This is a genomic window from Nonomuraea sp. B5E05 (assembly GCF_039880665.1).
GTDB lineage: Bacteria > Actinomycetota > Actinomycetes > Streptosporangiales > Streptosporangiaceae > Nonomuraea.
Window position 1 is genome coordinate 159244 of the sequence record NZ_JBDPMJ010000002.1, and the last position, 25159, is coordinate 184402.

A 25159-nucleotide genomic window follows, 5' to 3' on the forward strand; every position below is an offset into this window, starting at 1 on the left:
CGGAGCGCCGGCTATGTCGCCAGGGCGGCCGCGATCCGGTCTTCGGCCCACGGCACCATGAGGAAGCCGCGCTTGACGGTCAGCACCTGCACGCCGGCCGTCCAGGAGTGGATGCCGGGGATCGAGGCCAGCGTGCGTGAGGTGAAGCGGTGGATGTCGGCGGTGGTCGGCACGATCACCTCGCACATGAGCGAGGCCTGCCCCAGCAGAGAGGCGATCATCCGCACGCCGCGCTCGCCGGACAGCCGTTCGGCCACGCTGTCCTGCAGGCTGGGCTCGACCGACAGCCAGAAGAGGATCTCGGCCTCGTAGCCGAGCGCGGCGGCGGGGATGAACGTGGTCACCATGGCGCAGCCGCATTCCAGCAGGCCCTCCAGCCGCCGCCTGGCGGTGCTCTCGCTGATGCCGAGGCGCCGCCCGACCGACTGGAAGCTGGCCCGCCCGTCCTCCCGCATCGCGGCCAGCACCTCGCGGTCGACGTCGTCGAGATGGCTGCGCCCGCACGTCCGGGCGCGCGGCGGCACCGCGAACGACGCCGCCTGCTCCCCCAGCACAGGAACGCTCCAGTCGTAGCTGACCTTGTACGTGTTCAGCACCAGGTCGGCGCTGCTCTGCTGGGCGCCGGGGATGGCGTGCACGAACTCGACCAGCATCGAGTAGAGGTCGCGGTCCTTGGGCGCGACCAGCTCGAAGACGATGTCGTAACCGCCGGTGACGATGGTGACGTAGCGGACGTCGGGGTTGGCCGCGAGCAGCCCGGCGACCCGCAGCTGGCTGCCGGGCGCGCAGGTGAGCCGGATGATGAAGGTGTTGACGGGTCCGTCGCACTCCAGGTGCGGCAGCACCGCCACGCGGGCCAGCCCGGCCGCGAACAGCTGCTGGGCCCGCCGCGCCACCGTGGTGGTGGAGATGCCGAGCAGCTGGGCGATGTCGGTCCAGCTGGCCCTGCCGTTCACGTGCAGCGCGGCGAGGATCTTGCGGTCGAGGTCGTCGAGATCATCCATCGGGGGCATCATCGCGCGTTCAGGCCCGTTCGCGCACCTTGCGGAGGAAGTCGCGGACGGTCGCCTCCCACAGTTCGGCCTCCTCGACCTGCGGCGAGTGCCCCGATCGTTCGAAGACGCGCAGCTCGGCGCCGGGGATGAGGGCGGCGATGGTCTCGCTGCACTCGACCGGGGTGATCCAGTCGTGCCTGCCGACGGTGATCAGGGCAGGGGCGGTGATGCCGGGCAGGAGATGCTTGATGTCGTAGGCGGGCTGGTTCACGGCGAACGCGTAGTTGTGCGTCTGGTAGTGGTACGGCGTGGCGGCCACCCGCTGCTCCACCTTGGCCGGGTCGTAATCGTGGTCGTAGAGCGGCAGGATCTCGCGCCAGCAGTCGCGCAGGTCGTCGTCGTCGCGCACGGTGCCGGACATGATCCGGTCGAGCTTGGCCGGGTCGATGCTCACCCGGGACGAGGCGGCGGCGTTGCGGGTGGCGAGCTCCTGGTTGGCGTTGTCGGCCGAGGTGTCGCGGAGCACGACGGCGCTCACGCGGCCGGGGTGGCGGGCGGCGTACTCCATGGCGATGAAGCCGCCGTACGAACCGCCGGCGACGATCACCTGCTCGGCTCCGAGCCAGCGGCGCAGGCCCTCGACGTCGGCGACCCACTGCTCGTGGGTGAACGGGCCCGTCTGGCCGCTCTTGCCCGAGCCTCTGGCGTCGAACACGACGACGCGGTATTCGTCGGCGAGCCGCCCGAAGCTGGCCCGGGGTTCGGCGAGCGAGCCGAGGCCCGGGGCGCCGTGGTGGGCGATGATCGTCTGCTCGCCGTCGCCGAGGATCTCGACGTTGAGCGGGTTGTCGTTGATGTCGACGAACACGGGGTGCCTTTCAGATGATGACGTCGGTGAGCTCGCGCGGGTACGCCGTGAGCCGGCGCGGGCCCGCCTCGGTGACCAGGACGGTGTCCGAGATGCGGTAGCCGGCGTGGCCCGGCACGTAGACGCCGGGCTCGCTGGACAGGATCATGCCGGGGGCCAGTTCGGTGGCGTCGCCGTCGGAGAGCCACGGCGGCTCGTGGAAGCCGAGCCCGATGCCGTGCCCCTGCCGGTGGCGGATGTGCTCGGCCAGCCCGGCCTCCTCGATGACCCGCAGGCAGCGGCGGTTGGCCTCCTCGCAGGTGACGCCCGCGACGAGCGCCTCGGTGCCGGTCTCCTGGGCCTCGCGGACGGTCTCGTAGTAGCGGGCCTGCTTCGTCGTCGGCTCGCCGATCACGAACGTGCGCTCGCTCTCCACGAACCGGCCGCCGACGGCGCAGCCGAGCGAGAGCATGAACGTCTCCCCCTGGCGCAGCCGGTCGCCGCCGGGCAGCCGGTGCGGCTGGGCCGAGTTGGGCCCGCCGTAGACGAGGCCGCCGGTGAGCATGGGCACGACGACGACGTCCGTGTGCCTGGCGTACATGAGGGCGCTGCCGTGGGCGATGACGTGGGAGGCCAGCTCCGTCTCCGCGGGCAGGTCGCCGCCGGCCTCGACGGCGGCCCTGACCAGCTCGACGCCGGCCTCGATCATCGCGTCGGCGATGCGGGCGGCCTCCTCGTGCAGGGCGATCTCCTCGGGCAGCTTGCGCAGCCGTACGCGGCCGACCGCGTTCGAGGCCCTCCACCGGGTGGCGGGGAACGCCTCGGCCAGCGCCTGGGCCCTCGCGACGCTGGTCGAAGGCGCGTACGCGGCCTGATCATGCGCCTTCACGTGACCGGCCAGCACCGCGAACGGCGACCTGACGCCGGGGAACTCCGGGTAGGCGACGATCTCGGCCCGCGCCCCCTGGTCCTGGGCGTACTCCCGTTCCAGGTCGGGGACGAGCAGCACGGGGTCGCCGTCGAGCGGCAGCCAGCAGGCGACCGGCCGCTCGTTCGGGAAGTGGTGGAAGCCGGTCAGGTAGGCGACGTCGAGCGGGTCGTCGAGCACCATCGCCGCCAGGCCCTCGGCGGACATCTCGGCTCGGACCCGGCCGAGCGCGCCGGCGTAGAAGGCGTCGGGCAACGTCTGGGAGAAGGTCATGTATCGCTCCTGTGGTTGCGAGCGTCGTTGTAGGCCACGGAGAGCAGGGTCGTGGACAGCACCAGCAGCAGGATCGCCACCGACGGGAACAGGGTGGTCCACCAGGCGGAGGCCAGGGATCCCGACTGCTGCGCCTTGTGCAGGATCGTGCCCCACGACCAGCTGTTCGGGTCGCCCAGGCCGAGGAAGGAGAGCCCCGCCTCGGCGAGCACGGCGCGGGAGGTGGTCAGCACGACCGACACGCCGACGACGGGGATCACGCCGGGCAGCAGGTGCTTGCGGACGATCCACCACGACGAGCCGCCGACGACTTTCGCCGCCGACACGAACGGCATGGGCACGATCGCCAGCGCCTGTGAGCGCACCACGCGGGCCACCTCAGGCCAGCTGAACAGCGCGATGACCACGACCAGCGTGCGCACGCTCGGCCCGGCCAGCGCCGCCACCAGGATCATCAGCGGCAGCATGGGCAGCGACAGGGAAAGGTCCACCAGCACGCCGAGCGGCGTGTCGAGCCGCCTGAAGTAGGCGGCGCTGACGCCGATCAGCAGCCCGATGACGATGGCCAGCACGGACGCGCTGAGGCCGACCGCCATGCTGACCCGGGTGCCCCACACCACCTGGGCGAACACGTCCTGCCCGATGTCGTCGGTGCCGAACCAGTGCGCGGCCGACGGCGGCTGCGAGGTGTCGGTGCCGTACCCCTCGGGGAAGGGCGCGAGCAGCGGCGCGAAGACCGCGACCAGCGCCAGCAGGATGAGCAGGGCCCCGCTGCCCATGCCGAGCGGGTTGCGGCGGAAGGCGGACCAGGTCCGCTGACGGGGGGTGAGCTCGACCGTCGTCATGAGGTACGCACCCTGGGGTCGAGGATTCCGTAGGCCACGTCCGTGATCAGGTTGGCCACCACGACGGCGGCGGCGAGCAGCACGAACGCGCCCTGCAGGACGGGGAAGTCGAGCTGGCCGACCGCCTCGTAGACGGCCCGGCCGATGCCCGGGTAGGCGTAGATCGTCTCGGTCAGCACCGCGCCGCCGACCAGGGTGCCGAGCTGGAGTCCGGCGATCGTGGTGGTCGGCAGCAGCGCGTTGCGCAGGGCGTGCTTCCACACGACCTTGCCCGGCTTGACCCCCTTCGCCTTGGCCAGCGACACGTAGTCCTCGCCGAGCGCGTCGATGAGCGTGGTGCGCATCGTCAGCACGTAGCCGCCGAGCTGGATGAGCACCAGCGACAGGCACGGCAGCACCAGGTGGTGCAGCATGCTGAGGGTGGCGGCGAAGCCGGTGGCGTCGAGGTCGACCGCCCCGCCGATGGGGAACCAGCCGAGCCAGACGCCCAGCACGTACATGAGGAGGATGCCGACGCTCGGCACGAACAGCGACTGCGCGGTGACGCCGGTCAGCTGGATCACGCGGTCCATCCAGCCCTTGGCCCGGGTGGCGGCGAGCACGCCGAGCGGGATGCCCAGCACGATCGTCACCGCCATGGCCGAGATCGTCAGGATCAGCGTCCACGGCAGCCGTTCCATGAGCACGCTGGTCACCGGGACCGACTGCCGGAACGACATCCCCAGGTTGCCCTGAAGGAGCTGCCCCAGATAGTTGAGGTACTGCACGCCGAGCGGCTGGTCCAGGCCGAAGTCGGCGAGCAGCTTCTGGCGCAGTTCCTCGGTCATGTTCGGGTCGGCCACGGCGAGCACCGGGTCGCCGGGCAGCAGGCGCACCAGGAAGAACGTCACCGTGACCGCGAACCAGAGGGTGAGCAGGCCGCGGGCCAGCCGGATGCCGATGAACCGCATGGGATCAGCCCGCCGGCTTCGCCGCGGCGAGAGAGAGCGGGTTCAGGATGGACAGCAGCTCGCTCGGCATCGGCTTGAACCCGGTCCACTTCGTGGAGTGGGCGATGTTGAACGTCTCCACGTACAGGACGTTGTCGTAGACCTGGTCGTGGATGATCCTGGCGGCCTCCTGGATGGGCTTCTTGGCCTCCTCCTGGGTGAGCGCCCGCTGCGCCTGGTCGATCAGGTCGTCCAGCTTGGGGTCACTGACCTGGGCGTAGTTGATGAACCCGCCGGTCTTGAAGGCCAGGCCCAGGTTGGCGGGCGGGTTGTCCATGACGGCCCACGAGCCGGCGTAGATGTCGAAGTCCCGCTTGGCGGTCTTGTCCAGGTACGTGTTGCGCTCGAGGCCCTGCAGCTTGATCGTGATCCCGGCCTTCTTCGCCGCGTCGCGGACCATGGGGGCCCAGCGGGCGATGTTCGGGTCGGCCTGGTCGTAGATCATGTTCAGGCTCAGATTGCTCACGCCCGCCTCGGCCAGCAGTTTCTTGGACTGCTCAGGGTCGAAGGCGTACTCCTTCGACGCCGGGTCGGCGTAGTCGGGCAGCGAGGGGGTCAGCACGCTGGAGTTGGAGGACCTGGCGAAGCCCTTCAGCGCGATGTTCCTGATCGCCTCGTAGTCGACGGCGTGCGCGAGCGCCCTGCGGACGCGCACGTCGTCCAGCGGCTTGCGCTTGGTGTTGTACTGCAGGTGCGCCCAGCCCAGCGAGGGGATCTGCTGGAGCTTGACCTTGGGGTCGTTCTTCAGCTCGGCCGCGGTGGCGGGCGGCAGGACGTTGCCGATGAGGTCGATCTCGCCGTTGCGCAGGGCGAGCACCTCGGTGTTCACGTCGGGGAAGACCCGGAAGACGACCTCCTTGATCGCCGGCTTGCCGGGGCCGAAGTCGTCGACGCGCTCCATGACGTAGCGCTGGCCGCGCTCGGCCTTCGTCAGCTTGAACGGGCCCGCGCTCACCCAGTCGGAGTCGTTGGCGAACTTCTGCACGCTGGGCGCCTTCCCGAACACGTGCTTGGGCACGATCGGCAGCCAGAAGCCGACGTTGTCCAGGAACGTCCCGTCGGGACGGCTGAGGGCGAACTCGACCTCGGTGGGCGAGACGGCCTTCGCCTTGTCCAGCGCCGTGATGAGCCCGGCGACCACGCCGAACTTCTCCTTCTGCACCGCCGTCACCGAGAACACCACGTCGTCGGCGGTGACCGGCTGGCCGTCCGACCACGTCATGTCGTCGCGCAGCTTGACCGTGGCGGTCTTGCCGTCCTCGGAGTAGGACCACTCGGCCGCCAGGTACGGGACGCGCTTGCCGGCCTCGTCCATCTGGGTCAGGTGCGGGTACATCAGGCTGGTGACCCAGGAGTCGGTACGGCTGTTGCCGACCAGCGGGTTGTAGTTGACCACGTCGGCGGTGGTGCCGATGGTCAGCCGGCCGGCCTCGGCGGGCGCGCCGGACGAGCCGGTCGACTGCGACGAGCCGGGCACGCTCGGGGCGCAGGCGGCGGTCAGCGCGACGGACAGGGCGGCCAGCGCGCCCAGGACGGTGACACGTCTCATCAGATCCAGACCTCTTCCAGCACGCGCATGACGTTGCCCCCGACCACCTTGGTGATCTCCTCGTCGGAGTAACCGTGGGTGACCAGCCAGGCGATGATGTTCCAGAAGCACTCGGCGGGGTTCTCCAGGCCGTCGACGTACGGCACCTTGTCGTAGGCGATGCCGGCGTGCGCCTCGTTGAGCGACAGGTGCTCGGCGAAGGTGTCGTGCAGCCCGACGTGGTCGCCGAACAGCGTGTCGGGGCCGAACGCCACGTGGTCGATGCCGACCAGGTCCACACAGTACGTGAAGTGGTCCATGACCGACTCCAGGCTGTGGCGGGTGTGGTCGGGCGACAGCGTGGTGTGCGGGGCCGCCTCGAGGCCGATCACGCCGCCGCGCTCGGCCGCGGCCTTGATGACGGAGTCGGGCTTCATGCGGTTGGTCGGCCAGACCGCGCGGGCTCCGGCGTGGGTGATGAGGATCGGCCTGGTGGAGTGGCGGATCGTGTCGAGCGAGGTCTGGTCGCCGGAGTGGGAGACGTCGATGGCGATGCCCAGCTTGTTCATGCGGCGCACGGCCTTCTCGCCGAACAGGGTCAGGCCGCCGTCGCCGCGCTCCTTCAGGCCGCTGCCCAGAGTGTTGGCCTCGCTGTAGGCGATGCCCATCTGCCGTACGCCGAAGCCGTACAGCATGTCGATCCTGTCGACCTCGTTCTCGATCATGGTGGCGGCCTCGAGGGCGAGCACGAGGCCGATGCGGCCGCTCGCGTGCGCCTCGTGCACGTCGGCCAGGCGCTCGACCTTGATGACGTAGTCCTGGTGGGCGAGGTCCGACAGGCGCATGCCAATGTCGGCGACCACGTCGTTCCACTTCCAGCCGGCCTGGCTGGTGATGCAGCAGGTGCCGTCCATGAGGTTGTCGAAGACGACGGTCATGCCGGAGCGGGCCAGGCCCGCGTACCCGGTGTGGTGGCGGGCGGTGCGGTTGTAGTCGACCGTCTGGCGGATGTCGTCGGGGAAGACCGAGGGGTGGTCGTGCAGGGAGACGACCAGGTTGTCGGTCAGCAGGCGGCGGACGCGTTCGGACTGCTCGGTGGTGAGCTCGGGCCCCTCGTACGCGGGGACCCGGCCGAGCTCGGGCGCCAGGTCGAACGTGCGGTAGTCGGTGCCCGCCTCCAGGTATTCGTAGGAACGGTAGCCCTTGTAGCTCTTCGCGGCTTCCAGCACTTGATATCCCCTCTTGTCCGATTGCCGGAAGTTTGCCAGGATCAGGCGCATAAGACAACATCGATGGTGAATTTCGGCGTCAGACAAGATTCGGACGCCATCATCCGGCACAGCGAGGAAGGGGTGCGGTGAGCGAGTCACCGGTTCTGGAGATCCGCGACCTCCACGTCACGTTCACCGCGCGCGGGCGTGAGATCCACGCGGTGCGCGGCGTGGACCTGACCATCGAGCGCGGCCAGACGCTGGCCCTGCTCGGCGAGTCGGGCTCGGGAAAGTCCGTCACCGCCAAGGCCGTCATGGGGCTGCTCGACCAGCCCGGCGTCGAGGTGCGCTCGGCGGCCGCCCGCCTCGGCGGCCGTGACCTGCTCGCCATGTCCGCCGAGGAGCGCCGGGCCCTGCGCGGCAGCGCGATGACGCTGGTCTTCCAGGACGCCCTGTCGGCGCTCAACCCGGTGCTCAGCGTCGGCGACCAGATCGGGGAGCTCTTCCGCGTCCACCGGGGCCTGTCGCGCAAGGAGGCGAGGGCGCGCTCGGTCGAGCTGCTCGACCTGGTGGGCATCCCGGCGGCGGCCACGCGGATCGGCGACTACCCCCACCAGTTCTCCGGGGGCATGCGGCAGCGCATCCTCGTGGCCATGGCGGTGGCGCTCGAACCCGACCTGATCATCGCGGACGAGCCGACCACCGCGCTCGACGTGACCGTACAGGCGCAGATCCTGGAGCTCATCGACCGGCTGCGGCGCGAGCTCGGCACCGCCGTCCTGCTGATCACCCACGACTTGGGGGTGGCGGCGGAGGTGAGCGACCGGGTCGCGGTGATGTACGCGGGCCGGCTCGTGGAGAGCGGCCAGGCCGAGGAGCTGTACGACCTGCCCGCCCACCCGTACACGGCCGCCCTGCTCGCGGCCGTGCCCGACCTGGACAGGCCGGCGTCGGAGCTGCGCGCCATCCCCGGCGCGCCGCCCAGCCCCGCGACCACGTCGCCCGGGTGCTCGTTCGCGCCCCGCTGCGACCGGGCGAGCGACGTGTGCGCGAGCACGCGCCCGCCGCTCGTGCCGCTGGAGACCGGCGCCGGCCGGTACGCCGCCTGCCACCACGTGAAGGAGATGCTCGATGGCGCCCCCGCCTGAACCCGCCACCACCGCCACGCCCACCACCGCCGGGCCGGGCGAGACGGTGTTGCGCGCCACCGGGCTGCACAAGACCTACCGCGGCGGGATCCTCTCGCGCGGCGGGGCCGTACGCGCGGTCGCGGGCGTGGACCTGGAGCTGCGGGCCGGGGAGACCCTGGGCATCGTCGGCGAGTCCGGCTGCGGCAAGTCCACCCTCGCCCGCATGCTCGTCGGCCTCGAACGCCCCGACCAGGGCGAGGTGAGCTTCCGCGACCGGCCGTTCTTCACCCGCGGCGGCGTGCCCCGCGACATCCGCCGCCGCGTCCAGATGGTCTTCCAGGACCCGCTCACCTCGCTCAACCCCCGCATGACCGTGCTCGACATCGTGGCCGAGCCGCTGCGCGTGCACCGGCTGTGCGCGGACGCCCGCGCCCTGCGGGACCGGGTGGGAGAGCTGCTCTCGCTGGTGGGCCTGCCGCCCGAGCGGATGAACCGTTACCCGCACGAGTTCTCCGGCGGCCAGCGCCAGCGCATCGGCATCGCCCGCGCGCTGGCCACCGAGCCGGACGTGATCGTGTGCGACGAGCCGGTCTCGGCGCTGGACATGTCGGTGCAGGCCCAGGTGGTCAACCTGTTCGCCGAGCTGCAGCGCACGCTCGGGGTGGCGCTGGTGTTCATCGCCCACGACCTGGCCGTGGTGCGGCACGTGTCGCACCGGGTGGCCGTGATGTACCTGGGCCGGCTGGCGGAGACCGGGCCGGCGGCCGAGGTGTACGGCAGCCCCGCGCATCCGTACACGATGGCGCTGCTGTCGGCGGCCCCCGCGGCCAAGCCGCAGCTGCGGGGCCGCAAGCGCATCATGCTGGCCGGCGACCCGCCGAGCCCCGTGGCGCCGCCGCCCGGCTGCCGCTTCCACACCCGCTGCTGGAAGGCCACCGACCGGTGCGCCGAGCAGGAGCCCGCGCTCGAGCCCGTCTCCGGCGGCGGCCACGACGCCGCCTGCCACTACGCCGAGCGGCAGTCCTGACTCCACGCCCCGCGCGCCCCCGGCTCAGGGCTCAGGGCTCACGGCGCAGGACGACCAGCGCGACGTCGTCCTCGCGCGCGCCGAACGCCCCCAGCATGCGTTCGGCGAACTGTTCCAGGTCGTCCTCGACGGTCTCCGCCAGCCGCCTGGCGACCTCCAGGCTGTCGTCGAGCGGGGTGTCGCGGTCCTCCACCAGCCCGTCGGTGAACAGCACCATCGTGCCGCCGGGCGGCAGTTTCAGCCGGTCGGCCTCGTAGCGTTCCGGCATCACGCCCAGCAGCAGGTTGCCCAGGCCGTGGTAGGCGGAGCCGGGCCCGGCGAGCAGCGGCGGGAGGTGACCGGCGTTGGCCACCTCGACCTCGCCCGTGGCCGGGTCGACGAGCACCATGCAGACGGTGGCGGTCACGCGCGGGTGGTAGCGCCGCATCATCCGGTTGAGCAGGTCGAGCGAGGCGCTCAGGTCGACCTGCGCGATGAGCGTGGCGCGCATGGCGTGGCGGATCTCCGCCATCACGGTCGCGGCGTGCAGCGAGTGTCCCTCCACGTCGCCGATCGCGACCAGCACCCGGTGGTCGATCGGCAGCACCTCGTAGAAGTCGCCGCCGACCTCGACGTTGTCGACGGCCGGCTGGTAGCGCACGGCAACCTGCAGACCGGGCACGCGGGGGATGCCGGCAGGCAGCAGGCTGCGCTGCAGGGTGAGCGCGATCGCGTGCTCCTCGGTGTAGGCGCGCAGCGCGTCGACGGCCAGCGCCAGCTGCTGGCCCACCTGGCGCAGCAGGTTGACCTCGTCGGCGTCGAGCGGCGGGCCGGTCGCCACGCCGAGGTAGACGGGAGACCTCGACTTCCTCGTCCGGCAGAGCACGCCGGTGCTGGGGCCCTCCGCGTTCACGCCGGGCAGGAGAGCGTGCCAGCGGGCGGCTTCGACCGTGAACACCTGGGCCGGCGCGGCCTTCTCCGGCGCCAGCAGGGAGAGCCGGTCGAGCACGTCGGGACCGGCCGTGTGGGAGGTGGCCCGCTCGCCCGGCCGGGCGCAGTAGCGCCGTGTCCAGCCCTCCGGCAGCAGCGCCAGGGCGCCGCAGAAACGGCCGAGCAGGTCGGCCGTGCCCTCGGCGGCCACCGCGAGCACCTGGTCGAACGTCTCCGCCTCGTTCATCGACAACGTCACGCCGGCCAGCCGGGCCAGCCGCCCGGCCATGAGCTCGGCCTGCCACCGCGCCCGGTAGTAGCGCAGCATGGCCCGCACGATGGCGGCGAACTCGGCGGGCTCGATCGGCTCGATCAGGTACGCGTCGGCGCCGCGTTCCAGCCCTTCGGTGCGGTCGGCCACGGTGATGGCGTTGGCCGACACCTGGACGACGGGGATCGACGCGGTGGCCGGATCAGCCTTGATCCGCTCGCACACCTCGAACCCGGACATGTCGGGCAACCGTACGTCGAGGACGACCAGGTCGATCTGCCCGCCGGCCAGCTTCTCCAGCGCCTCCTCTCCGCTGCTCGCTTCGACCACGCTGTGCCCGGCCCTGCGCAGCCATCTCGCGAGGATGTAGCGCTTGGTGGGCGTGTCGTCGACCACGAGGACGGTTCCCGGCTGGATGTCCGCCACGGGGACGGTTTGCTGTCGCGTCACGCTTCGCCCCCTCTGGCCTGGCGGATGGCCTGGATCAGCTGATCTCTGCGCAGCCCGTGCTTGGACAGGACCGCTCGTCCCTCGGGCGCGTACTGCGGCTGCACGGTCACCACGACCACGGGGATCCGGCTCAGCCGATCGTCCTTTGCCATGCGGAGGAGCAGCGTGTGGCCGTCGACGCGCGGCATGAGCAGGTCGATGAGGATCACGTCGGGCGGCTCGGCGGCCATCGCCTCGAGGGCGGCGGCGCCGTCGGCGGCCTCGACGACGTGGGCGGCGAAGCCGTGCAACATGCGCCGGGCGGCCGCGCGGAACACCTCGTCGTCGTCCGCGACGAGCACCCGCTCCAGCTCGGGCGGACCGCCGTGGTGCGGCAGCCTGAGCGTGGCGGTGGTGCCCTCGCCCGGCGTGCTGGACAGTTCCAGCGTCCCGCCGAGCGCCTCGGCCAGCCTGCGCGCGTACGGCAGGCCCAGGCCGGTGCCCTTCGCCCCGATCTGGAAGGAGCCCGGCACCTGGTAGAAGTCCTCGAACACGCGCTTCACGTGCTCGGGCGCGATGCCGATGCCGGTGTCGGCCACCGTGATGACGACCTCGCCCCTGTCGTCGTCCGCGCGGGCCTCCAGCCGCACCTCGCCGCCCTCGGTGAACTTCAGCGCGTTGGACAGCAGGTTGCGCAGGATCGTGACGAGCATGCCCTCGTCCACGTGCAGTGTGGCGGCCTCGGGCGCCACGTGGTGGCGCAGCTCCACGCCGCCCCGCTCGCTCGTCGGGCCCATCGTCAGGTGCAGATGCTCCGCCACCTCCGTCAGGCTGATCCTGGCGGGGTGCGGTTCGAGACGGCCCGACTCGGCCTTGGCCATGTCGAGCAGCTCGCCGACGAGCCCCAGCAGAGTCTCGGTCGAGCTGCCGATGAGCTCTACCTGGTGGGCCTGCTCCTCGGTCAGCGGATCGCCCCCCGGGCCTGCCAGCAGCCGCACCAGGCCGATGACCGAGTTGAGCGGGGTCCGCAGCTCGTGGCTGACGGTGGCCCAGAAGCGGTTCCTGGCCTCGGTCGCCTCGCGGAGCTGGCTGGACTTCTCATCCAGCTCCGCGTACAGGGCGACCACTCCCCTGTTGGTCTCCTCCAGCTCGGCCGAGAGCTGGTTGTACATCGCCAGCACGCCCGTGTTGGTCTCCTGCAGCTCGGCGTTGAGCCGCAGCACGTCGTCCAGGGTCGCGGCCAGTTCCCTGTTCTGCTCCCGTAGCTCGTCGAGGACGGAGACGGGCGCCAGCCGGGCCAGCCCGGCGCGGATGCCGGCGACCTGACCGTGCCACGGCCGCGCCCGCAACCGCTTGGCGAGCGTGACGTGCCCGTCGTCGAGCTCGACCTGGTCGACCAGCCGGCCCGCCAGCCTGACACCCTCGGACCCGGCCAGGCCGGATCGTTGCTCGTGGCTCAGGGTGATCAGCAGCTCGTCGTCGCCGAGCGCGATCAACGCCGCCGCGCCGGGGCCGTAGACCTCCCTGCCGACCTCGCTGAGCGCCGTCGCCACCCGGACCTGGTCCTGCGGCTCGAGCCCGGCCAGCTCGGCGGCCGCGCGACCGAGGCGGCGCAGCACGAACACGTCCTTCCCGGCGTCGAGCCGGACGCGAATGAGCTCGGCCGCCTTCACGTGCCCGGCCTCGCCGCCACCACGCACACGTCGTCGCGCCTGGTGCCGGCCTCGCGCAGCAGGCACGCGGCGATCACCGCCGGGGTGCGGGCGAACAGGCCGGGTACGTGCGCCGGGTCCCAGCGTTCCGACAGCCCGTCCGAGTGCATGATCACGGTGGCGTGGTCCGGCAGCTCGTACGTGAGCTGCCGCAGCCGTCCCCCACGGTGGCCGGCGATGCCCGGCACCGACACCATGCCCTGCCGTCCCTGGGCGTGCGCGACCCACCCGGAGACGTTGCCGAGCCCCGCGTAGGTCACCGCGCCGCCGGCGAGGCGCGCGACCGCGACCGCACCTCCCCTGGTGACGCCCATCCCGCGGTGCAGGTGATCCACGATGGCCAGCGGCTCCCGCTCGCACACCTGCAGGAACAGCTCGACGGCCAGCTGGGAGGCCTGCGCCGCGATGTGGCCGTGGCCCAGCCCGTCGCAGACCATGACGGTGGTGGCGGCGCCCGTCGTGGAGATGGCGAAGGAGTCGCCGCACACCTCCTCGTCGCCGATGGGCCGGGTCAGGCCGCTGGCCGCCGCCGCCGGCGGAGCGGACCGGCGGCCGGCGGTGAAGTGCATGGCGAGCACGGTCCCCCTGCCGGGCAGGGAGTGCACGTCGTAGCCGGTGGCGATGCGGGCGATGGCGCCCATGCCGATGCCGAGCGTCCCGGAGGAGGAGTAGCCGTCGCGCAGGGCGCGGGCGACGTCGGCCATGCCCGGCCCTCTGTCGAAGGCGATGAGCTCCACCGTGGCGGGGGCCTCGGGATGGAGGCGGACCATGACGCTGCCCTCTACGGCGTGCTTGACGAGGTTGGACGCCGCCTCGCTGACGGCCACCGCCATCTGCCCGGCCAGCGTCGCGTCGAACCCGGCCCGCTCGGCCAACTCGACGGCCCGCCGGCGTACCGCGCCCACCACGCTGGGGTCTTCGGCGCGGACCCAGGCCTCCATCCGCCGGCTGGTCACGTAACTCATCTCGCGGCCCATCGCGTCACCGGGCCCATTTCGTCACCGTCACCGTCGTGCCTTTTCCCGGTTCTGAGAGCAGGTCGAACTCGTCGACCAGCCGGCGTGACCCGCCCAGCCCGAGCCCCAGGCCCGTGCCGGTGGTCCAGCCGTCGGTGAGCGCCCGCTCGACGTCCGAGATGCCCGGTCCTTGGTCGCTGACGACCAGTTTGAGCCCGCGTTTCGGCCCGTTCTCGACGACGTGGACGCGCACCTCTCCCCGCCCCGCGTAGACGAGGGAGTTGCGTGCCAGCTCGCTGGCGGCCGTGATGATCTTGGTCTGGTCGATGAGGGACAGCCCCGCCTCGATGGCGGCGCTTCTGACGAGCCGGCGAACCGCCACGACGTCGGCGCTGCTCGCGATGGCCGTCTCCCGCTCGGAGTTCACGGCACCGCGCCCCTGACGTGGCCTAGCAGCGCAACCCCTTTCTCCAGGTCGAGCGCCGTACGGACGCCGCCGAGCGAGAGTCCGAGCTCCACGAGCGTGATCGCCACGGCCGGCCGCATGCCGACGACCACGGCGTGCGCGTCGAGCACACTGCACATCTCGCCGATCGTGGCCAGGATCCGCCCGGTGAACGAGTCGACGATCTCGACGGCGGAGATGTCGATGATCACTCCTCTGGCCCCGCGCGCGACGACCGCCTCGGCCAGGTCCTCCTTCAGGGCGAGCACGGTCTGGTCGTCCAGATCGACCTGGATGGAGACGATCAGCAGGTCGCCGAGCTTGAGGATGGGCACCCGCTCCATCACGCCTGCTCCGCCCGTACGGTGACGCGCGTGGCCGGCCCGCCGCTCACCTGCACGCCGCTGCGGTTGAAGGCGTGGGCGAGCGCGTCGGCCAGCGACGTCTTGGTCACGATGTCGCCGAACTCGATGCCGAGCGTGACGATGGTGTGCGCGATCTGCGGGCGGATGCCGGAGATGACGCATTCCGCGCCCATGAGCCGCGCCGCGAACACGGTCTTGAGCAGGTGCTGGGCGACCTGCGTGTCGACGGCGGGGACGCCGGTGATGTCGATGACCGCGTGCTCGGCGCCGGTCTCGACCAGCGTCTCCAGCAGCTTCTCCATGACGACCTGGGTGCGGGCGGAGTCGAGCGTGCCGATCAGCGGCACCGCCACGATGCCCTCCCAGAGCTTGACCACCGGGGTGGACAACTCGAGAAGCTGCTCCGCCTGATCCATGATGATCTTCTCGCGGGCCTGCGCGTACGCCTCGAACGTGAACAGGCCGAGGTCGTCGATGAGGCGGGCGACCCGGATGAATCCGCGCAGCACCTCGTCGTCGGCTTGGTCGACCACGACCTCGTACAGGGCCCCCTTCAGGCCGAAGACGGCCTTGGAGGTCTCGGCGGGCGAGTAGCCGGCGCGGGCCCGCGAGCGCGACAGCTCGGCGAGCAGGCCGCGCAGGTCGGCGAGGTCGCGCCCGCCCTCCTCGATGGCGCCGAGTATGGCGCCGTAGATCTCCGCCAGCTCGTCGCGCGGCGCGTCGGCGGACTCCACCCACCGGCGGACGACCTGCTCCTCATGGGTGCGGAGCAGCTCCACCAACCGCCGTTCCACGTCTGCATGATCGGACAAGGTCTCTCCAGAGGGGACTCTCGATGCGCTCTTCCGGCATCCCGGTACACCTTCCCTGCCCAGAGTCACCCCTGAGTACTACGTGCAGGTTCAAACCCTGCGGCGACGCGGATTACCCGGCGGCCTCCATAACGTCGCGGCATGTTCAGAAACCTCGTCCTGGCCGGGCTTGTCGCGACCGGCACATTCCTGCTGTGGCCGGCGCCGCCGGGCGGGCGGCTGGTGAAGATCTACGGAGAGCTGAAGACAGCCGACCGGGTGGCGGTCATCGTGCCGGGCGCGGACACCACAGTGGAGACCTTCGACGACGGCCCCGAACGGCCCGGCGGCGCGGCGCGGGCACTGCTGGCCGAAGCCGCCCGGCTGGCGCCGCACGAGCGGCTGGCGGTGGTGGCGTGGCTGGGCTACGACGCCCCGCCCACGCTGAGCCTGGGCGCGATCGCCGACGACGCGGCCGGCGAAGGGGCCGGGGAGCTGCGCCGCACCGTCGTCAGGCTGCGCGGGCGCACGGACGCGCCGGTGACGCTGCTGTGCCACAGCTACGGCTCGGCGGTGTGCGCCAAGGCCATGCCCGGCCTGCCGGTCTCCGACCTGGCCGTCTTCGGCAGCCCCGGCGTCGACGCGCCGTCGGCCGCCGCGCTGACCGCTCCGCCTCGCACGGGGTCCGTCCTGGCGTCGCACGGTGGGCCCGCCCAGGCGCGCGTCGGGGCGTCGCTGGGTGTGCCCGCCCGGCCGCGGGTCTGGGCGGGGCTCGGGGCGAACGACTGGATCCGGTTCGTGCCCAAGACCAAGCTCGGCCCGCTGGGGTTCGGCACCGATCCCATGAGTGCCGCGTTCGGCGCCCGCGTGTTCGAGGCCGGCCCCGGCGGGCACAGTGACTATTTCGCGCCCGGCAGCACGTCGCTGCGCAACCTGACCCTGATCGTGCTGGGGCGATCCGGGCAGGTCACCGGTTGACCGGGACCGCGTGGGGGTAGGAGGAACTTTGATGACATGGTGTCGTCATCAGCTTGACGCCGGCGGGCGCCGTTTGTGACACTTCGTCATGAAAACACCAGCGGAGTAGAGGTGGGCTGTGACGACGTCGTTCTCCGAGAGCTTGCGAAAGGCCACCTGGGCCGACCACGAGTCGGCCGAGTCCGAGGGCTATCTCACCGAGCTCATGGCCGGCCGGTTGAGCGAGCACGAATACGGCGAGATGGTCGCCCAGCACTACTTCGCCTACACCGCGCTCGACGGGGTGTCACGGGAGCTGGCCGAGCACCCGGTGGCCGGCCGCTTCGTCTTCCCCGAGCTCTACCGCGAGCCCGCCCTCGAACGCGACCTTGCCACCGTCTACGGGCCGGGCTGGCGCGACCGGATCACGCCGTCGGCATCCACCGAGGCCCTCGTGGCGCGCATCCGCGAGACAGCCGGCTGGCCGGGCGGCTACATCGCCCACCACTACACCCGCTACCTGGGCGACCTGTCCGGCGGGCAGTTCATCCGGATGGAGTTGCAGAAGATCTACGGCTACACCAAGGGCGGGGGCGTCGACTTCTACTTCTTCGACGAGCTGGGCAGCCTGCCCCGGTTCAAGACCGAATACCGGTCCCGGCTCGACGCGCTGGAGCTCGACGACAGCGAGCGGCGGCGCGTCATCAGCGAGGTCAAGCTCGCCTACCGGCTCAACACCGCGGTGCTCGCCGAGCTCTTCCAGACCGTCAGGGCCGCCGCCTGACCGGCGGCTCTAGCCGGCGTCCTCGCGATAGGGGTCGCGCAGCGGGGCGGCGCGCCCGGCGAAGTCGGCCTTGATCTCGGCCATCCGGGGGCCGGCCTCGTAATAGCGGCCCTTCGTCTCACCGTAGGGCCGCAGCCAGCCCTTGACGGCCAGGTCGCGCAGGTCACGGGCGGCCTGGCCCTGGCTCAGGCCCTCGTCGGCCTGATAGCGGCTGCGGCGCAGGCGCCGGCTCACGAACGCTTCGTACAACGCCGAGACGCACCGCGTGTTGAGCCCGTCGGTGTCGACCCGCTCCTCCAGCAGGGTCCAGATCTCGCCCGCCTCGGCGAGCCGGCGCCGGACGCGCTGCGCCTGCATGTGATGCGCCTTCAGGCAGAACCGCACCCAGGGAAGGGTGTCGCCGTGCGGGCTCCATCGGCGCCCGCCGACGACGCCGAGCACGTCGTAGTATTCGACCGTCGTGCGCTGCTGCCCCAGCCCTTCCTCGATGGAGGCGAACTCGGGGGTGGTGATCCGGTCTCTGCCCAGCACCAGGGTCTGCAGGGCACGAGACATGCGGCCGTTGCCGTCGCGCCACGGATGGATCTTCACCAGGTTGAGGTGGGCCATCGCGGCCCGCACGTAGCTCGGCGCGTCGCGGTCGCCCTCGTTGAGCCACGTCACGAGCTCGCCGAGCAGGCCCGGCACCACCTCGACGTCCGGCCCTTCGTAGACGACCGTGCCGGACTCGGAGTCACGAATGAAGATGCTTCCCGGCCTGACGACGCCGGGGGTCTTGTGCCGGTGGTGGCCGATCATCATGAAGTTGAGCGCGTTGAGCACGCCCACGTCGTAGCGGAACGCGGGCGCGCGCGACAGCAGCGTGATGTAGGTCAGCGCCTGCTGGTAGCCGGCGATCTCCTTGGCGACAGAGGCGGAGGTTTCCAGAGGCTCTTCCCCCGCCATGATCGACTGGATGTCCTCCACCCCAGCCCGGTAGCCCTCGATGGAGTTGGAGCCCTGGATCGCCCGCGCCTGGAGCTGCCTGCGGAGCTGGCCGTCCCATCGATGGGTCTCGGCCAGGCGGAAGCGCAGATCCTGCCGCATGTCCTCGATCTCGGCGAGCACCGCCTTGTCGGCGGGGTCGAGGACCGGTGTGCCGTAGAGCATGAGGCCATGAAAGCACGGTCGAATCAACCAAGCAAATGAGCGAATGATTCGATTGAATGTGTCCGGTAAGTTCCGCAGGCTAGATCGCCCGTACGCCGTAACATGGGCCTATGCCCCGCATCTCCGCCGCCACCATCGGCGAGCACCGCGCCCAGACGCGCGACCGCATCCTGCAGGCGGTCTCGCGGCTGTCCAGGGAGCAGGGCATCGACGCCATCTCCATGACCGACGTGGCCGGCGAGGCCGGCATCACGCGCACCGTGCTCTACAACTACTTTCCCGACAAGACCGCGCTGCTGCTGGCGTTCACCGAGCGGGTGACCCGCTACTTCATCGACAGCTACGAGCGGGAGCTGCCCGCCGACGCCTCGCCCGCCGACCGGTTGCGGGCGTTCGTCCGCCTCCAGCTGGCCGGGCTGCTCGCGCACCCGCATCCGGGGGCCGCCGACCTCAGCGCGGCCCTCGGCCCCGACGCCTACCAGCGGCTGGCCGAGCACGTCGCGCCCATGCAGCGCGTCCTCGTCGAGATCCTCGAGAGCGGCCAGGCGTCCGGGGACTTCCAGGTGCTCGACGTGCCTGCCACTGCGCGGATGGTGCTCGCGGTCATCGGCGCGGAGCGGGTGCCGCTGATCAGCGGCGACGTGACGGTGGAGGCGGCCGCCGAGCTGGTTTCCGCATTCGTGTTGCGCGCCCTCGGGAGCGAGGCCGGGCGGCGGTGACAGGATTGGGCCCATGACCTCCGGGCCCAACGAGCTGCATGCCGGCGACCATGTCGAGCTCAGGTCGGCGCGCGGCCGCTGGATCCTGTTCGCGACGGTGCTGGGCTCGGGCCTGGCACTGCTCGACAGCACGGTCGTGAACGTCGCGCTCCCCTACCTCGGCAGGGAGCTGGACGCGGGCATGGCGGGGCTGCAGTGGACGATCAACGCCTACACGCTCACCCTCGCCGGGCTGATCCTGCTCGGCGGCTCGCTCGGAGACCGCTACGGCCGGCGCACGATCTTCGTCATCGGCGTCGTGTGGTTCGCCGTGGCCTCCGCGCTGTGCGGGCTGTCGCCGAGCATCGAGTTCCTGATCGGGGCCAGGGCGCTGCAGGGCATCGGCGGCGCGCTGCTCACGCCCGGCTCGCTGGCGATCATCCAGGCGTCGTTCGTCCGGCACGACCGGCCGCGCGCCGTGGGCACGTGGTCGGGGCTCGGCGGGGTGGCCAGCGCCATCGGGCCCCTGCTCGGCGGGTGGCTGGTGCAGACCGCCGGGTGGCGGTGGGCGTTCCTGATCAACCTGCCGTTCGCGGCGCTCATCCTCTTCGTCGCCCTGCGGCACGTGCCCGAGAGCAAGGACGAGCAGGCCGCGGGGCGCTTCGACGTGCTGGGCTCGGTCCTTGCGGCGCTGGCGCTGGCCGGGATCACCTACGGGCTGATCCAGGAGGGCGCGCCGGCGCCACTGCTCGCCGGGTTGCTGCTGGGGGCCGCGTTCGTGGCGATCGAGGTGCGCAGGTCGCCGGACGCGCTGGTGCCCGTCGCCATCTTCCGCGACCGCGTGTTCACGGCCGTCAACGTGGTCACGCTGATCATGTACGCGGCCATGGGCGTGGTGTTCTTCCTGCTCGTGGTGCAGCTCCAGGTCGTCTCCGGCTTCTCCCCCATCGCCGCCGGGCTCGCGATGTTGCCCACGACGATCCTGATGATGTTGCTGTCCGGCAGGGCCGGTGAGCTGGCCAGACGGATCGGGCCGCGCTGGCCGATGACGGGCGGGATCCTGCTGGCGGGCGCCGGTTTCCTGTGGATGAGCACCATCGGCTTCGGTGCGTCCTATCCGCTCCAGGTGCTGCCCGCGGTGTCCGTCTTCGGGCTGGGGCTGTCGGGCGCGGTCGCGCCGCTGACCGCGACGGTGCTGGCCACGGTCGAGGACCGCCACGCGGGCACGGCCAGCGGCGTCAACAACGCGGTGGCCCGCACCGGCAGCCTGTTCGCGGTGGCCGCGGTGCCGCCGGTGGTCGGCCTGGTCGGCGACGCGTTCGAGAACCCTCCGGTGTTCGACGCGGGCTTCAGGATGGCGATGCTGATCAGCGCCGGCATGATGGCGGTGGCGGCACTGATCACGTTCTTCACCATCAGGTCGAACGTCCTCGTGTCCGACGACTAGCGACGGCTAGAAGGCGAATCCCTGGCTGCGCACGCTGTTGTCGAAGTTCGACAGGAGCAGCTCGGGCTCGCCGACCGAGCGGATGCCGGGCAGCCTGGTCAGCAGCTCGCGGAACATCGTCCGCAGCTCCTGCCTGGCCAGGTTGGCGCCGAGGCAGAAGTGCGGCCCGGGCCCGCCGAAGCCGACGTGCGGCTTGGTGTCGCGGGTGATGTCGAACGTGTCGGGGTCGGAGAAGACCGACTCGTCGCGGTTGGCCGAGCCGTAGAAGAGCACGACCTTGTCGCCCTTCTTCAGCTCCAGGCCGCGCAGCGTGTAGTCCTCGGTGAGCGTGCGCCGGAACTGCATGATCGGCGACACGTAGCGGACCATCTCCTCGACGGCGCCGTTGATGTGCGTGTCGAAGTCGCTGATCAGCAGCTCGCGCTGCGCCGGGTTGTCGGTGAGCAGCTTGATGCCGTGGGCCATCGTGTTGCGGGCCGTCTCGTTGCCCGCGACCAGGAGCAGCGCGAAGAACGAGCCGAGCTCCTTGTCGGTCAGCTTCTCCCCGTCGGGGTTGGCGTTGACCAGGAGGGAGACCAGGTCGCCCTTGGGGTTGGCGACCCGCTCGTGGCCTAGCTTGATGACCATGCGCTGCAGGGCGAGCAGGGCCAGCATGTTCTGGCCGGCCATCTGGACGCTGCGGGCCAGGCTGGGCCGCACGCCGGTGTAGGCGGTGGAGATGTCGACGTGCTGGTGCACCTTGGCCCGCAACTCCTGCGGGATGTCGAGCATGTCACAGATGACGTGGATCGGCAGCCGGGCGGCGACCTGGGAGACGAAGTCGCGCGGACCGTCCTTGACGACGTCGTCGACGATGCGGGCGCAGGCCGCCTCGATGTCGCTCTGCAGGCCGGCCAGCATCTTCGGGCTGAACGAGCGGGTGACGATCCTGCGCAGGCGGGCGTGGCGCGGATCGTCCATGTTGACCATCGACTCCCCGAACACCTGCTTCACCCAGCCGGGCGGCTCGGGGTTGGTGACGGCGGGCTCGCTGGAGAACACCTTGGCGTTACGGCTCGCCTCGACCACGTCCGCGTGGCGGACGAGGGCGTAGAAGCCCTTACCCGAGCGGAGGAGCGGGACCTTCTTCTCCGGGAAGAACACCGGGAGCTCCAGCTGACGGAGCCGGGCGAACGCCTCGTTGCGCTCCTTGAGCGGTTTGCGCCAGAAGTCCAGATCAGCGAGGTCGATGTCGTCCACCCGACTATCCTGGCACGGTCCCGCGCCGGTCCGGACACGGGAAACCCCGCGCCCACAGGGCTCCTCGCGGTCGGCGGGCGATGTGCATGCTGCCCTCCTGGCCCGTTCTCGTGCCGTTCAGGCGCGGTTCGACCTGCCTGGTCATTACTTCCGGTATGAACGCTGTGCTCGCCGCCTGCCTGGTTCTTCCCCTCGCCACAGGTACGGCCCCCGCCACCGCCCGGTCGTGCGGCGGCCACCCGCTCGACTTCGACGCCGACGGGCGGCCCGACCTCGCCGTGGCCGCGCCCTACGACGCCTCCAGAGCCGGTTCCGTGACCGTGATGTACGGCTCGGGCAGGACGGCCAAGCTCGTCCAGGACGACGCCGAGCCGGGTGACGCTTTCGGCTCCGCGCTGGCCGTCGGCGACTTCGACGGCGACCGGTGCGCGGACCTGGCCGTGGGCGTGTCGGAGGAGTTCGCCGGCGAGCGGGTGCCGGGCGGCGACGGGAACGGTGTCGTGCAGATCTACGACGGCTCTCCCGAAGGGCTGGTCGCGGGCCGGCGGCTGGCGCCCGCCAAGCCGTCCAGCGACCGGTTCGGCGCGGCCCTGGCCGCAGGCGACCTCGACGGGGACGGCAGGGACGAGCTGGCCGTCGGCTCGCCCAGCCACCGGTCGGGCGGGGCCGTGACGGTGTACGGGATGAAGGGGCGCAAACCGTACCAAATCACGCAGAAGACGCGGTGGGTACGGCAGGCGGCGCGCGTCACCGACCAGTGGGGCGCGGCGCTGGCCACCGGCGACTTCGACGGGGACGGCAGGGACGAGCTGACCGTGGGAGCGCCCGCCGACACCGCGGACAAGGACGGGCAAGGCTCGGCCACCGTCATCGACGTACGCGCGAGGCGGGCCCGGCTGCTCACGCAGAGCACGCCCGGCATCCACGGCGTCGCGGAGAAGTGGGACGGGTTCGGGGCCTCGCTGGCCACCGGCGACTTCAACGGCGACGGCAAGGACGACCTGGCCATCGGCGTGCCCGGCGAAGGGCTCAGCGCGAACCAGCGGGCCATGGACTACGGCGACGGCACCGTGGACGTGTTGTACGGCTCGCGCCGCGGGCTGCGTACCGACCGGACCGAGGCGTGGTCGCAGAACACGCTCGACGGCAGGCCCCGCTACTACGACCGGTTCGGTGCCTCGCTGGCGGCCGGGGACTTCAACGGCGACGGCAGGGACGACCTCGCCATCGGCGTGCCCGGGGAGAAGGCCGTCCAGGTGCTGGCGGGACGTGCGGCGGGCGGGCTCACCAGGAAGGGGAACCTGCTGGTCAAGGGGAAGGGGCGCGACTTCGGCGCCTCGGTGACCGCGCTGCCGGGATGGGGTGACGGCTACCGGCCGCTGACCCGGCGGCGCCCGGTGCACACGCTCGTGGTGGCCGCACCCGGCCAGGGCCTCGTCATGTACGCGCCCGGGTCGCGCAGGGCGGGCCTGCGGCTGGGCAAGGTACGCCCGCTCAGCGAGGGCTCCGGCCTGTACGGCTACACCTTCGGCTGACAGCGCCGGGTGCGGCACCCCTGCGGGCGGGCTCAGCGCCCCCAAGGCGGGGCCCACACGACGAGCGTGGGGTCGTGTCGGCGGTCAGCCGGGAGGGGCGGCGGCCTGGGCGGCGGCAGCGGCGTCGGGGGCGGCGTCGGGGGCGGCCGGGAGGGTGAGGCGGTGGGAGGTGCGCGCGCGGGCACCTCTGCGTGAGATGTAGTCCAGTGTTCGGAACTCGACGGACATCTCATCGCGGGTCAGTCGAGCCATCACATACCCGCGCCGCTGGTCGATGTAGGAAATATGGGGGTTCTCCTGGAGGGCCTCCGCGATCCACGTGCGGTCCCGGTACCCGTCCCCGTCGCTCGCGATCGACGACGCCACCAGTTCCCTGGCCACCACCGGCGAGTCCGGGTCGTCGAAGTCCGTCTTGAGGTCGGCCAGGTGGTGCATGTGCGCGTCCCCCGTCAGCACCACCGGGTTGGAGGTGCGGGCCAGCGACCGCAGCAGCCGCGTGCGCTCGGCCGCGTAGCCGTCCCACGAATCCAGGTTCACCTCGCGTCCCGGGCCGACCTTGTGGTCGCGCTGCGCCATCATGATCTGCTGCCCGAGCAGGTTCCACCGGGTGCTGGAGCCGTGCAGCCCGCTCTCCAGCCAGCGCCACTGGCCGGGCCCGAGGAGCGTGCGGCCGTCCGCCAGCCGCTCGTCGCACCCGGCCCGCACCCCGTCCTCGCACGCCTGGTCGTCGCGGAACTGCCGGGTGTCCAGCAGGTGGAAGCGGGCCAGCCTGCCCCACGAGACCCGCCGGTTCACCCGCAGCACCGCTCCCTGGAGGCTGGCGCGGCGCAACGGCATGTTCTCGTAGTACGCCTTGAACGCCTCACGCCGGCGCCCGGCGAAGTCCCGTGCTCCCGAGCTGGAGACCGGGCCGGCCCAGTTGTTCTCCACCTCGTGGTCGTCGAACGCCACCAGCCACGGCGCCGCCGCGTGCGCGGCCTGCAGGTCGCGGTCGCTCTTGTACTGCGCGTGCCGCAGCCGGTAGTCGGCGAGCGTGCGGCACTTGCCCGGCGTGTGGGTGCGGACGCGGCCGGTCAGCGCGGTGTAGCCGCTGGGGCCGTACTCGTACATGTAGTCGCCGAGGAAGACGACCAGGTCGGGCTCCTCCTGCGCCAGGCGGCGGTAGGCGGTGTAGTAGCCGTGCTCGTAGTGTGCGCACGCGGCCACCGCGAACGTCAGCGGCGTCTCCCCCTCGGGCGTGGTCCTGGTCCGGCCGGCCGGTGAGAGCCGGCCCTCGCTCCTGAACCGGTAGAAGTAGTCGCGCCCCGGCTCCAGCCCTTTCAGCTCGACGTGGACGCTGTGGGCGTCGCGCGCCCTGGCGGTGGCGGTGCCGGATCTCACGATCGTGGCGAAACGTTCGTCGGCCGACACCTGCCAGGCGACGTCCACGTCGCGGGAGGGCATGCCGCCGCGCCCGTCGCCGTTCAGCGGGGCGACGGCCAGCCTGGTCCACAGGACGAAGCCGTCGGTCGTCGGGTCGCCGGAGGCGACGCCCAGCCTGAACGGATCGGATCTGAGGGTTCTGGCCGGGGAGGCGAGGGCCGGCCGGCCGGCGGGCTGCGGGAGGAGGAGTCCGGCGGTCGCCGCTGTCAGGAAGGCTCTGCGGTCCACGCTCCAGGTATGTCCGCCCGTGCTGACCCGGCCGTGACCGCGGAGTCAA

Annotated in this window: 23 protein-coding genes; 7 read left to right on the top strand and 16 right to left on the bottom strand. The window is 71.4% G+C overall.

Annotated elements, in window-relative coordinates:
• Positions 1-11: 11 nt before the first annotated feature.
• Genes ABGB01_RS04190 through ABGB01_RS04220 form a run of 7 tightly spaced genes read right to left on the bottom strand, consistent with a single transcriptional unit; the run spans position 12 to position 7634 of the window.
• A complete protein-coding gene (locus ABGB01_RS04190) occupies positions 12-1004 on the bottom strand; it encodes an Lrp/AsnC family transcriptional regulator (RefSeq protein ID WP_347770461.1) in 993 nt (330 codons plus the stop codon).
• Positions 1005-1023: 19 nt separating this feature from the next.
• Positions 1024-1863, bottom strand: coding sequence for an alpha/beta hydrolase (locus tag ABGB01_RS04195; protein WP_347770463.1), 840 nt, complete (start codon positions 1861-1863; stop codon positions 1024-1026).
• Positions 1864-1873: 10 nt separating this feature from the next.
• Positions 1874-3043: a Xaa-Pro peptidase family protein gene (locus tag ABGB01_RS04200; RefSeq protein ID WP_347770465.1), complete on the bottom strand. Its 1170-nt coding sequence runs from the start codon at positions 3041-3043 to the stop codon at positions 1874-1876.
• Entirely contained in the window at positions 3040-3888 is an 849-nt protein-coding gene (locus ABGB01_RS04205) for an ABC transporter permease (RefSeq protein ID WP_347770467.1), read from the bottom strand. The genes ABGB01_RS04200 and ABGB01_RS04205 overlap by 4 nt, the downstream gene beginning before the upstream one ends.
• Positions 3885-4838 (bottom strand): ABC transporter permease, encoded by a 954-nt coding sequence (locus ABGB01_RS04210; RefSeq protein WP_347770469.1) that lies wholly within the window; start codon positions 4836-4838, stop codon positions 3885-3887. Before ABGB01_RS04210 ends, ABGB01_RS04205 begins: the two co-directional genes overlap by 4 nt.
• Positions 4839-4842: 4 nt before the next feature.
• Positions 4843-6426: an ABC transporter substrate-binding protein gene (locus ABGB01_RS04215; protein ID WP_347770471.1), complete on the bottom strand. Its 1584-nt coding sequence runs from the start codon at positions 6424-6426 to the stop codon at positions 4843-4845.
• A complete protein-coding gene (locus ABGB01_RS04220) occupies positions 6426-7634 on the bottom strand; it encodes a membrane dipeptidase (RefSeq protein WP_347770473.1) in 1209 nt (402 codons plus the stop codon). The genes ABGB01_RS04215 and ABGB01_RS04220 overlap by 1 nt, the downstream gene beginning before the upstream one ends.
• Before the next feature lie 128 nt (positions 7635-7762).
• On the opposite strand from ABGB01_RS04220, the gene ABGB01_RS04225 reads away from it, so the two are divergent.
• Complete coding sequence (locus ABGB01_RS04225) at positions 7763-8764, top strand: ABC transporter ATP-binding protein (RefSeq protein WP_347770475.1); 1002 nt, start codon at positions 7763-7765, stop codon at positions 8762-8764.
• Positions 8748-9773: an oligopeptide/dipeptide ABC transporter ATP-binding protein gene (locus ABGB01_RS04230; protein ID WP_347770477.1), complete on the top strand. Its 1026-nt coding sequence runs from the start codon at positions 8748-8750 to the stop codon at positions 9771-9773. The genes ABGB01_RS04225 and ABGB01_RS04230 overlap by 17 nt, the downstream gene beginning before the upstream one ends.
• Before the next feature lie 31 nt (positions 9774-9804).
• Here the strand turns inward: ABGB01_RS04230 and ABGB01_RS04235 are convergent, their stop codons facing one another.
• Genes ABGB01_RS04235 through ABGB01_RS04260 form a run of 6 tightly spaced genes read right to left on the bottom strand, consistent with a single transcriptional unit; the run spans position 9805 to position 15654 of the window.
• On the bottom strand, positions 9805-11403 hold the full coding sequence (locus tag ABGB01_RS04235) for a fused response regulator/phosphatase (RefSeq protein WP_347770479.1): 1599 nt from the start codon (positions 11401-11403) through the stop codon (positions 9805-9807).
• Positions 11400-13082, bottom strand: a complete 1683-nt coding sequence (locus ABGB01_RS04240) for an ATP-binding protein (RefSeq protein WP_347770481.1) — start codon at positions 13080-13082, stop codon at positions 11400-11402. The genes ABGB01_RS04235 and ABGB01_RS04240 overlap by 4 nt, the downstream gene beginning before the upstream one ends.
• On the bottom strand, positions 13052-14059 hold the full coding sequence (locus ABGB01_RS04245; RefSeq protein WP_347770483.1) for an ATP-binding SpoIIE family protein phosphatase: 1008 nt from the start codon (positions 14057-14059) through the stop codon (positions 13052-13054). The genes ABGB01_RS04240 and ABGB01_RS04245 overlap by 31 nt, the downstream gene beginning before the upstream one ends.
• 16 nt (positions 14060-14075) lie before the next feature.
• Positions 14076-14477: an ATP-binding protein gene (locus ABGB01_RS04250; protein WP_347770485.1), complete on the bottom strand. Its 402-nt coding sequence runs from the start codon at positions 14475-14477 to the stop codon at positions 14076-14078.
• The gene (locus ABGB01_RS04255; protein ID WP_347771234.1) at positions 14474-14839 is read right to left on the bottom strand and encodes an STAS domain-containing protein; all 366 of its coding nucleotides are present in this window, start codon (positions 14837-14839) and stop codon (positions 14474-14476) included. The genes ABGB01_RS04250 and ABGB01_RS04255 overlap by 4 nt, the downstream gene beginning before the upstream one ends.
• Positions 14839-15654: an STAS domain-containing protein gene (locus ABGB01_RS04260; RefSeq protein ID WP_347770487.1), complete on the bottom strand. Its 816-nt coding sequence runs from the start codon at positions 15652-15654 to the stop codon at positions 14839-14841. Before ABGB01_RS04260 ends, ABGB01_RS04255 begins: the two co-directional genes overlap by 1 nt.
• A 159-nt stretch (positions 15655-15813) precedes the next feature.
• Here ABGB01_RS04260 and ABGB01_RS04265 point away from each other — a divergent pair, with 159 nt between their 5' ends.
• Entirely contained in the window at positions 15814-16629 is an 816-nt protein-coding gene (locus tag ABGB01_RS04265; RefSeq protein ID WP_347770489.1) for an alpha/beta hydrolase, read from the top strand.
• Between the two features lie 118 nt (positions 16630-16747).
• Positions 16748-17392: a biliverdin-producing heme oxygenase gene (locus tag ABGB01_RS04270; RefSeq protein ID WP_347770491.1), complete on the top strand. Its 645-nt coding sequence runs from the start codon at positions 16748-16750 to the stop codon at positions 17390-17392.
• A 9-nt stretch (positions 17393-17401) separates the two neighbouring features.
• Here ABGB01_RS04270 and ABGB01_RS04275 read toward each other — a convergent pair whose 3' ends face one another.
• Entirely contained in the window at positions 17402-18541 is a 1140-nt protein-coding gene (locus tag ABGB01_RS04275) for a Fic family protein (protein ID WP_347770493.1), read from the bottom strand.
• A 110-nt stretch (positions 18542-18651) separates the two neighbouring features.
• On the opposite strand from ABGB01_RS04275, the gene ABGB01_RS04280 reads away from it, so the two are divergent.
• Complete coding sequence (locus tag ABGB01_RS04280) at positions 18652-19260, top strand: TetR/AcrR family transcriptional regulator (protein WP_347770495.1); 609 nt, start codon at positions 18652-18654, stop codon at positions 19258-19260.
• A gap of 13 nt (positions 19261-19273) precedes the next feature.
• Positions 19274-20686 (top strand): MFS transporter, encoded by a 1413-nt coding sequence (locus ABGB01_RS04285; RefSeq protein ID WP_347770497.1) that lies wholly within the window; start codon positions 19274-19276, stop codon positions 20684-20686.
• Between the two features lie 6 nt (positions 20687-20692).
• Here the strand turns inward: ABGB01_RS04285 and ABGB01_RS04290 are convergent, their stop codons facing one another.
• Positions 20693-21925: a cytochrome P450 gene (locus tag ABGB01_RS04290; protein ID WP_347770499.1), complete on the bottom strand. Its 1233-nt coding sequence runs from the start codon at positions 21923-21925 to the stop codon at positions 20693-20695.
• 155 nt (positions 21926-22080) lie between these two features.
• Here ABGB01_RS04290 and ABGB01_RS04295 point away from each other — a divergent pair, with 155 nt between their 5' ends.
• Positions 22081-23460: an FG-GAP and VCBS repeat-containing protein gene (locus ABGB01_RS04295; protein WP_347770501.1), complete on the top strand. Its 1380-nt coding sequence runs from the start codon at positions 22081-22083 to the stop codon at positions 23458-23460.
• Positions 23461-23544: 84 nt separating this feature from the next.
• Here the strand turns inward: ABGB01_RS04295 and ABGB01_RS04300 are convergent, their stop codons facing one another.
• On the bottom strand, positions 23545-25110 hold the full coding sequence (locus ABGB01_RS04300) for an alkaline phosphatase D family protein (RefSeq protein ID WP_347770503.1): 1566 nt from the start codon (positions 25108-25110) through the stop codon (positions 23545-23547).
• Positions 25111-25159: the final 49 nt, after the last annotated feature.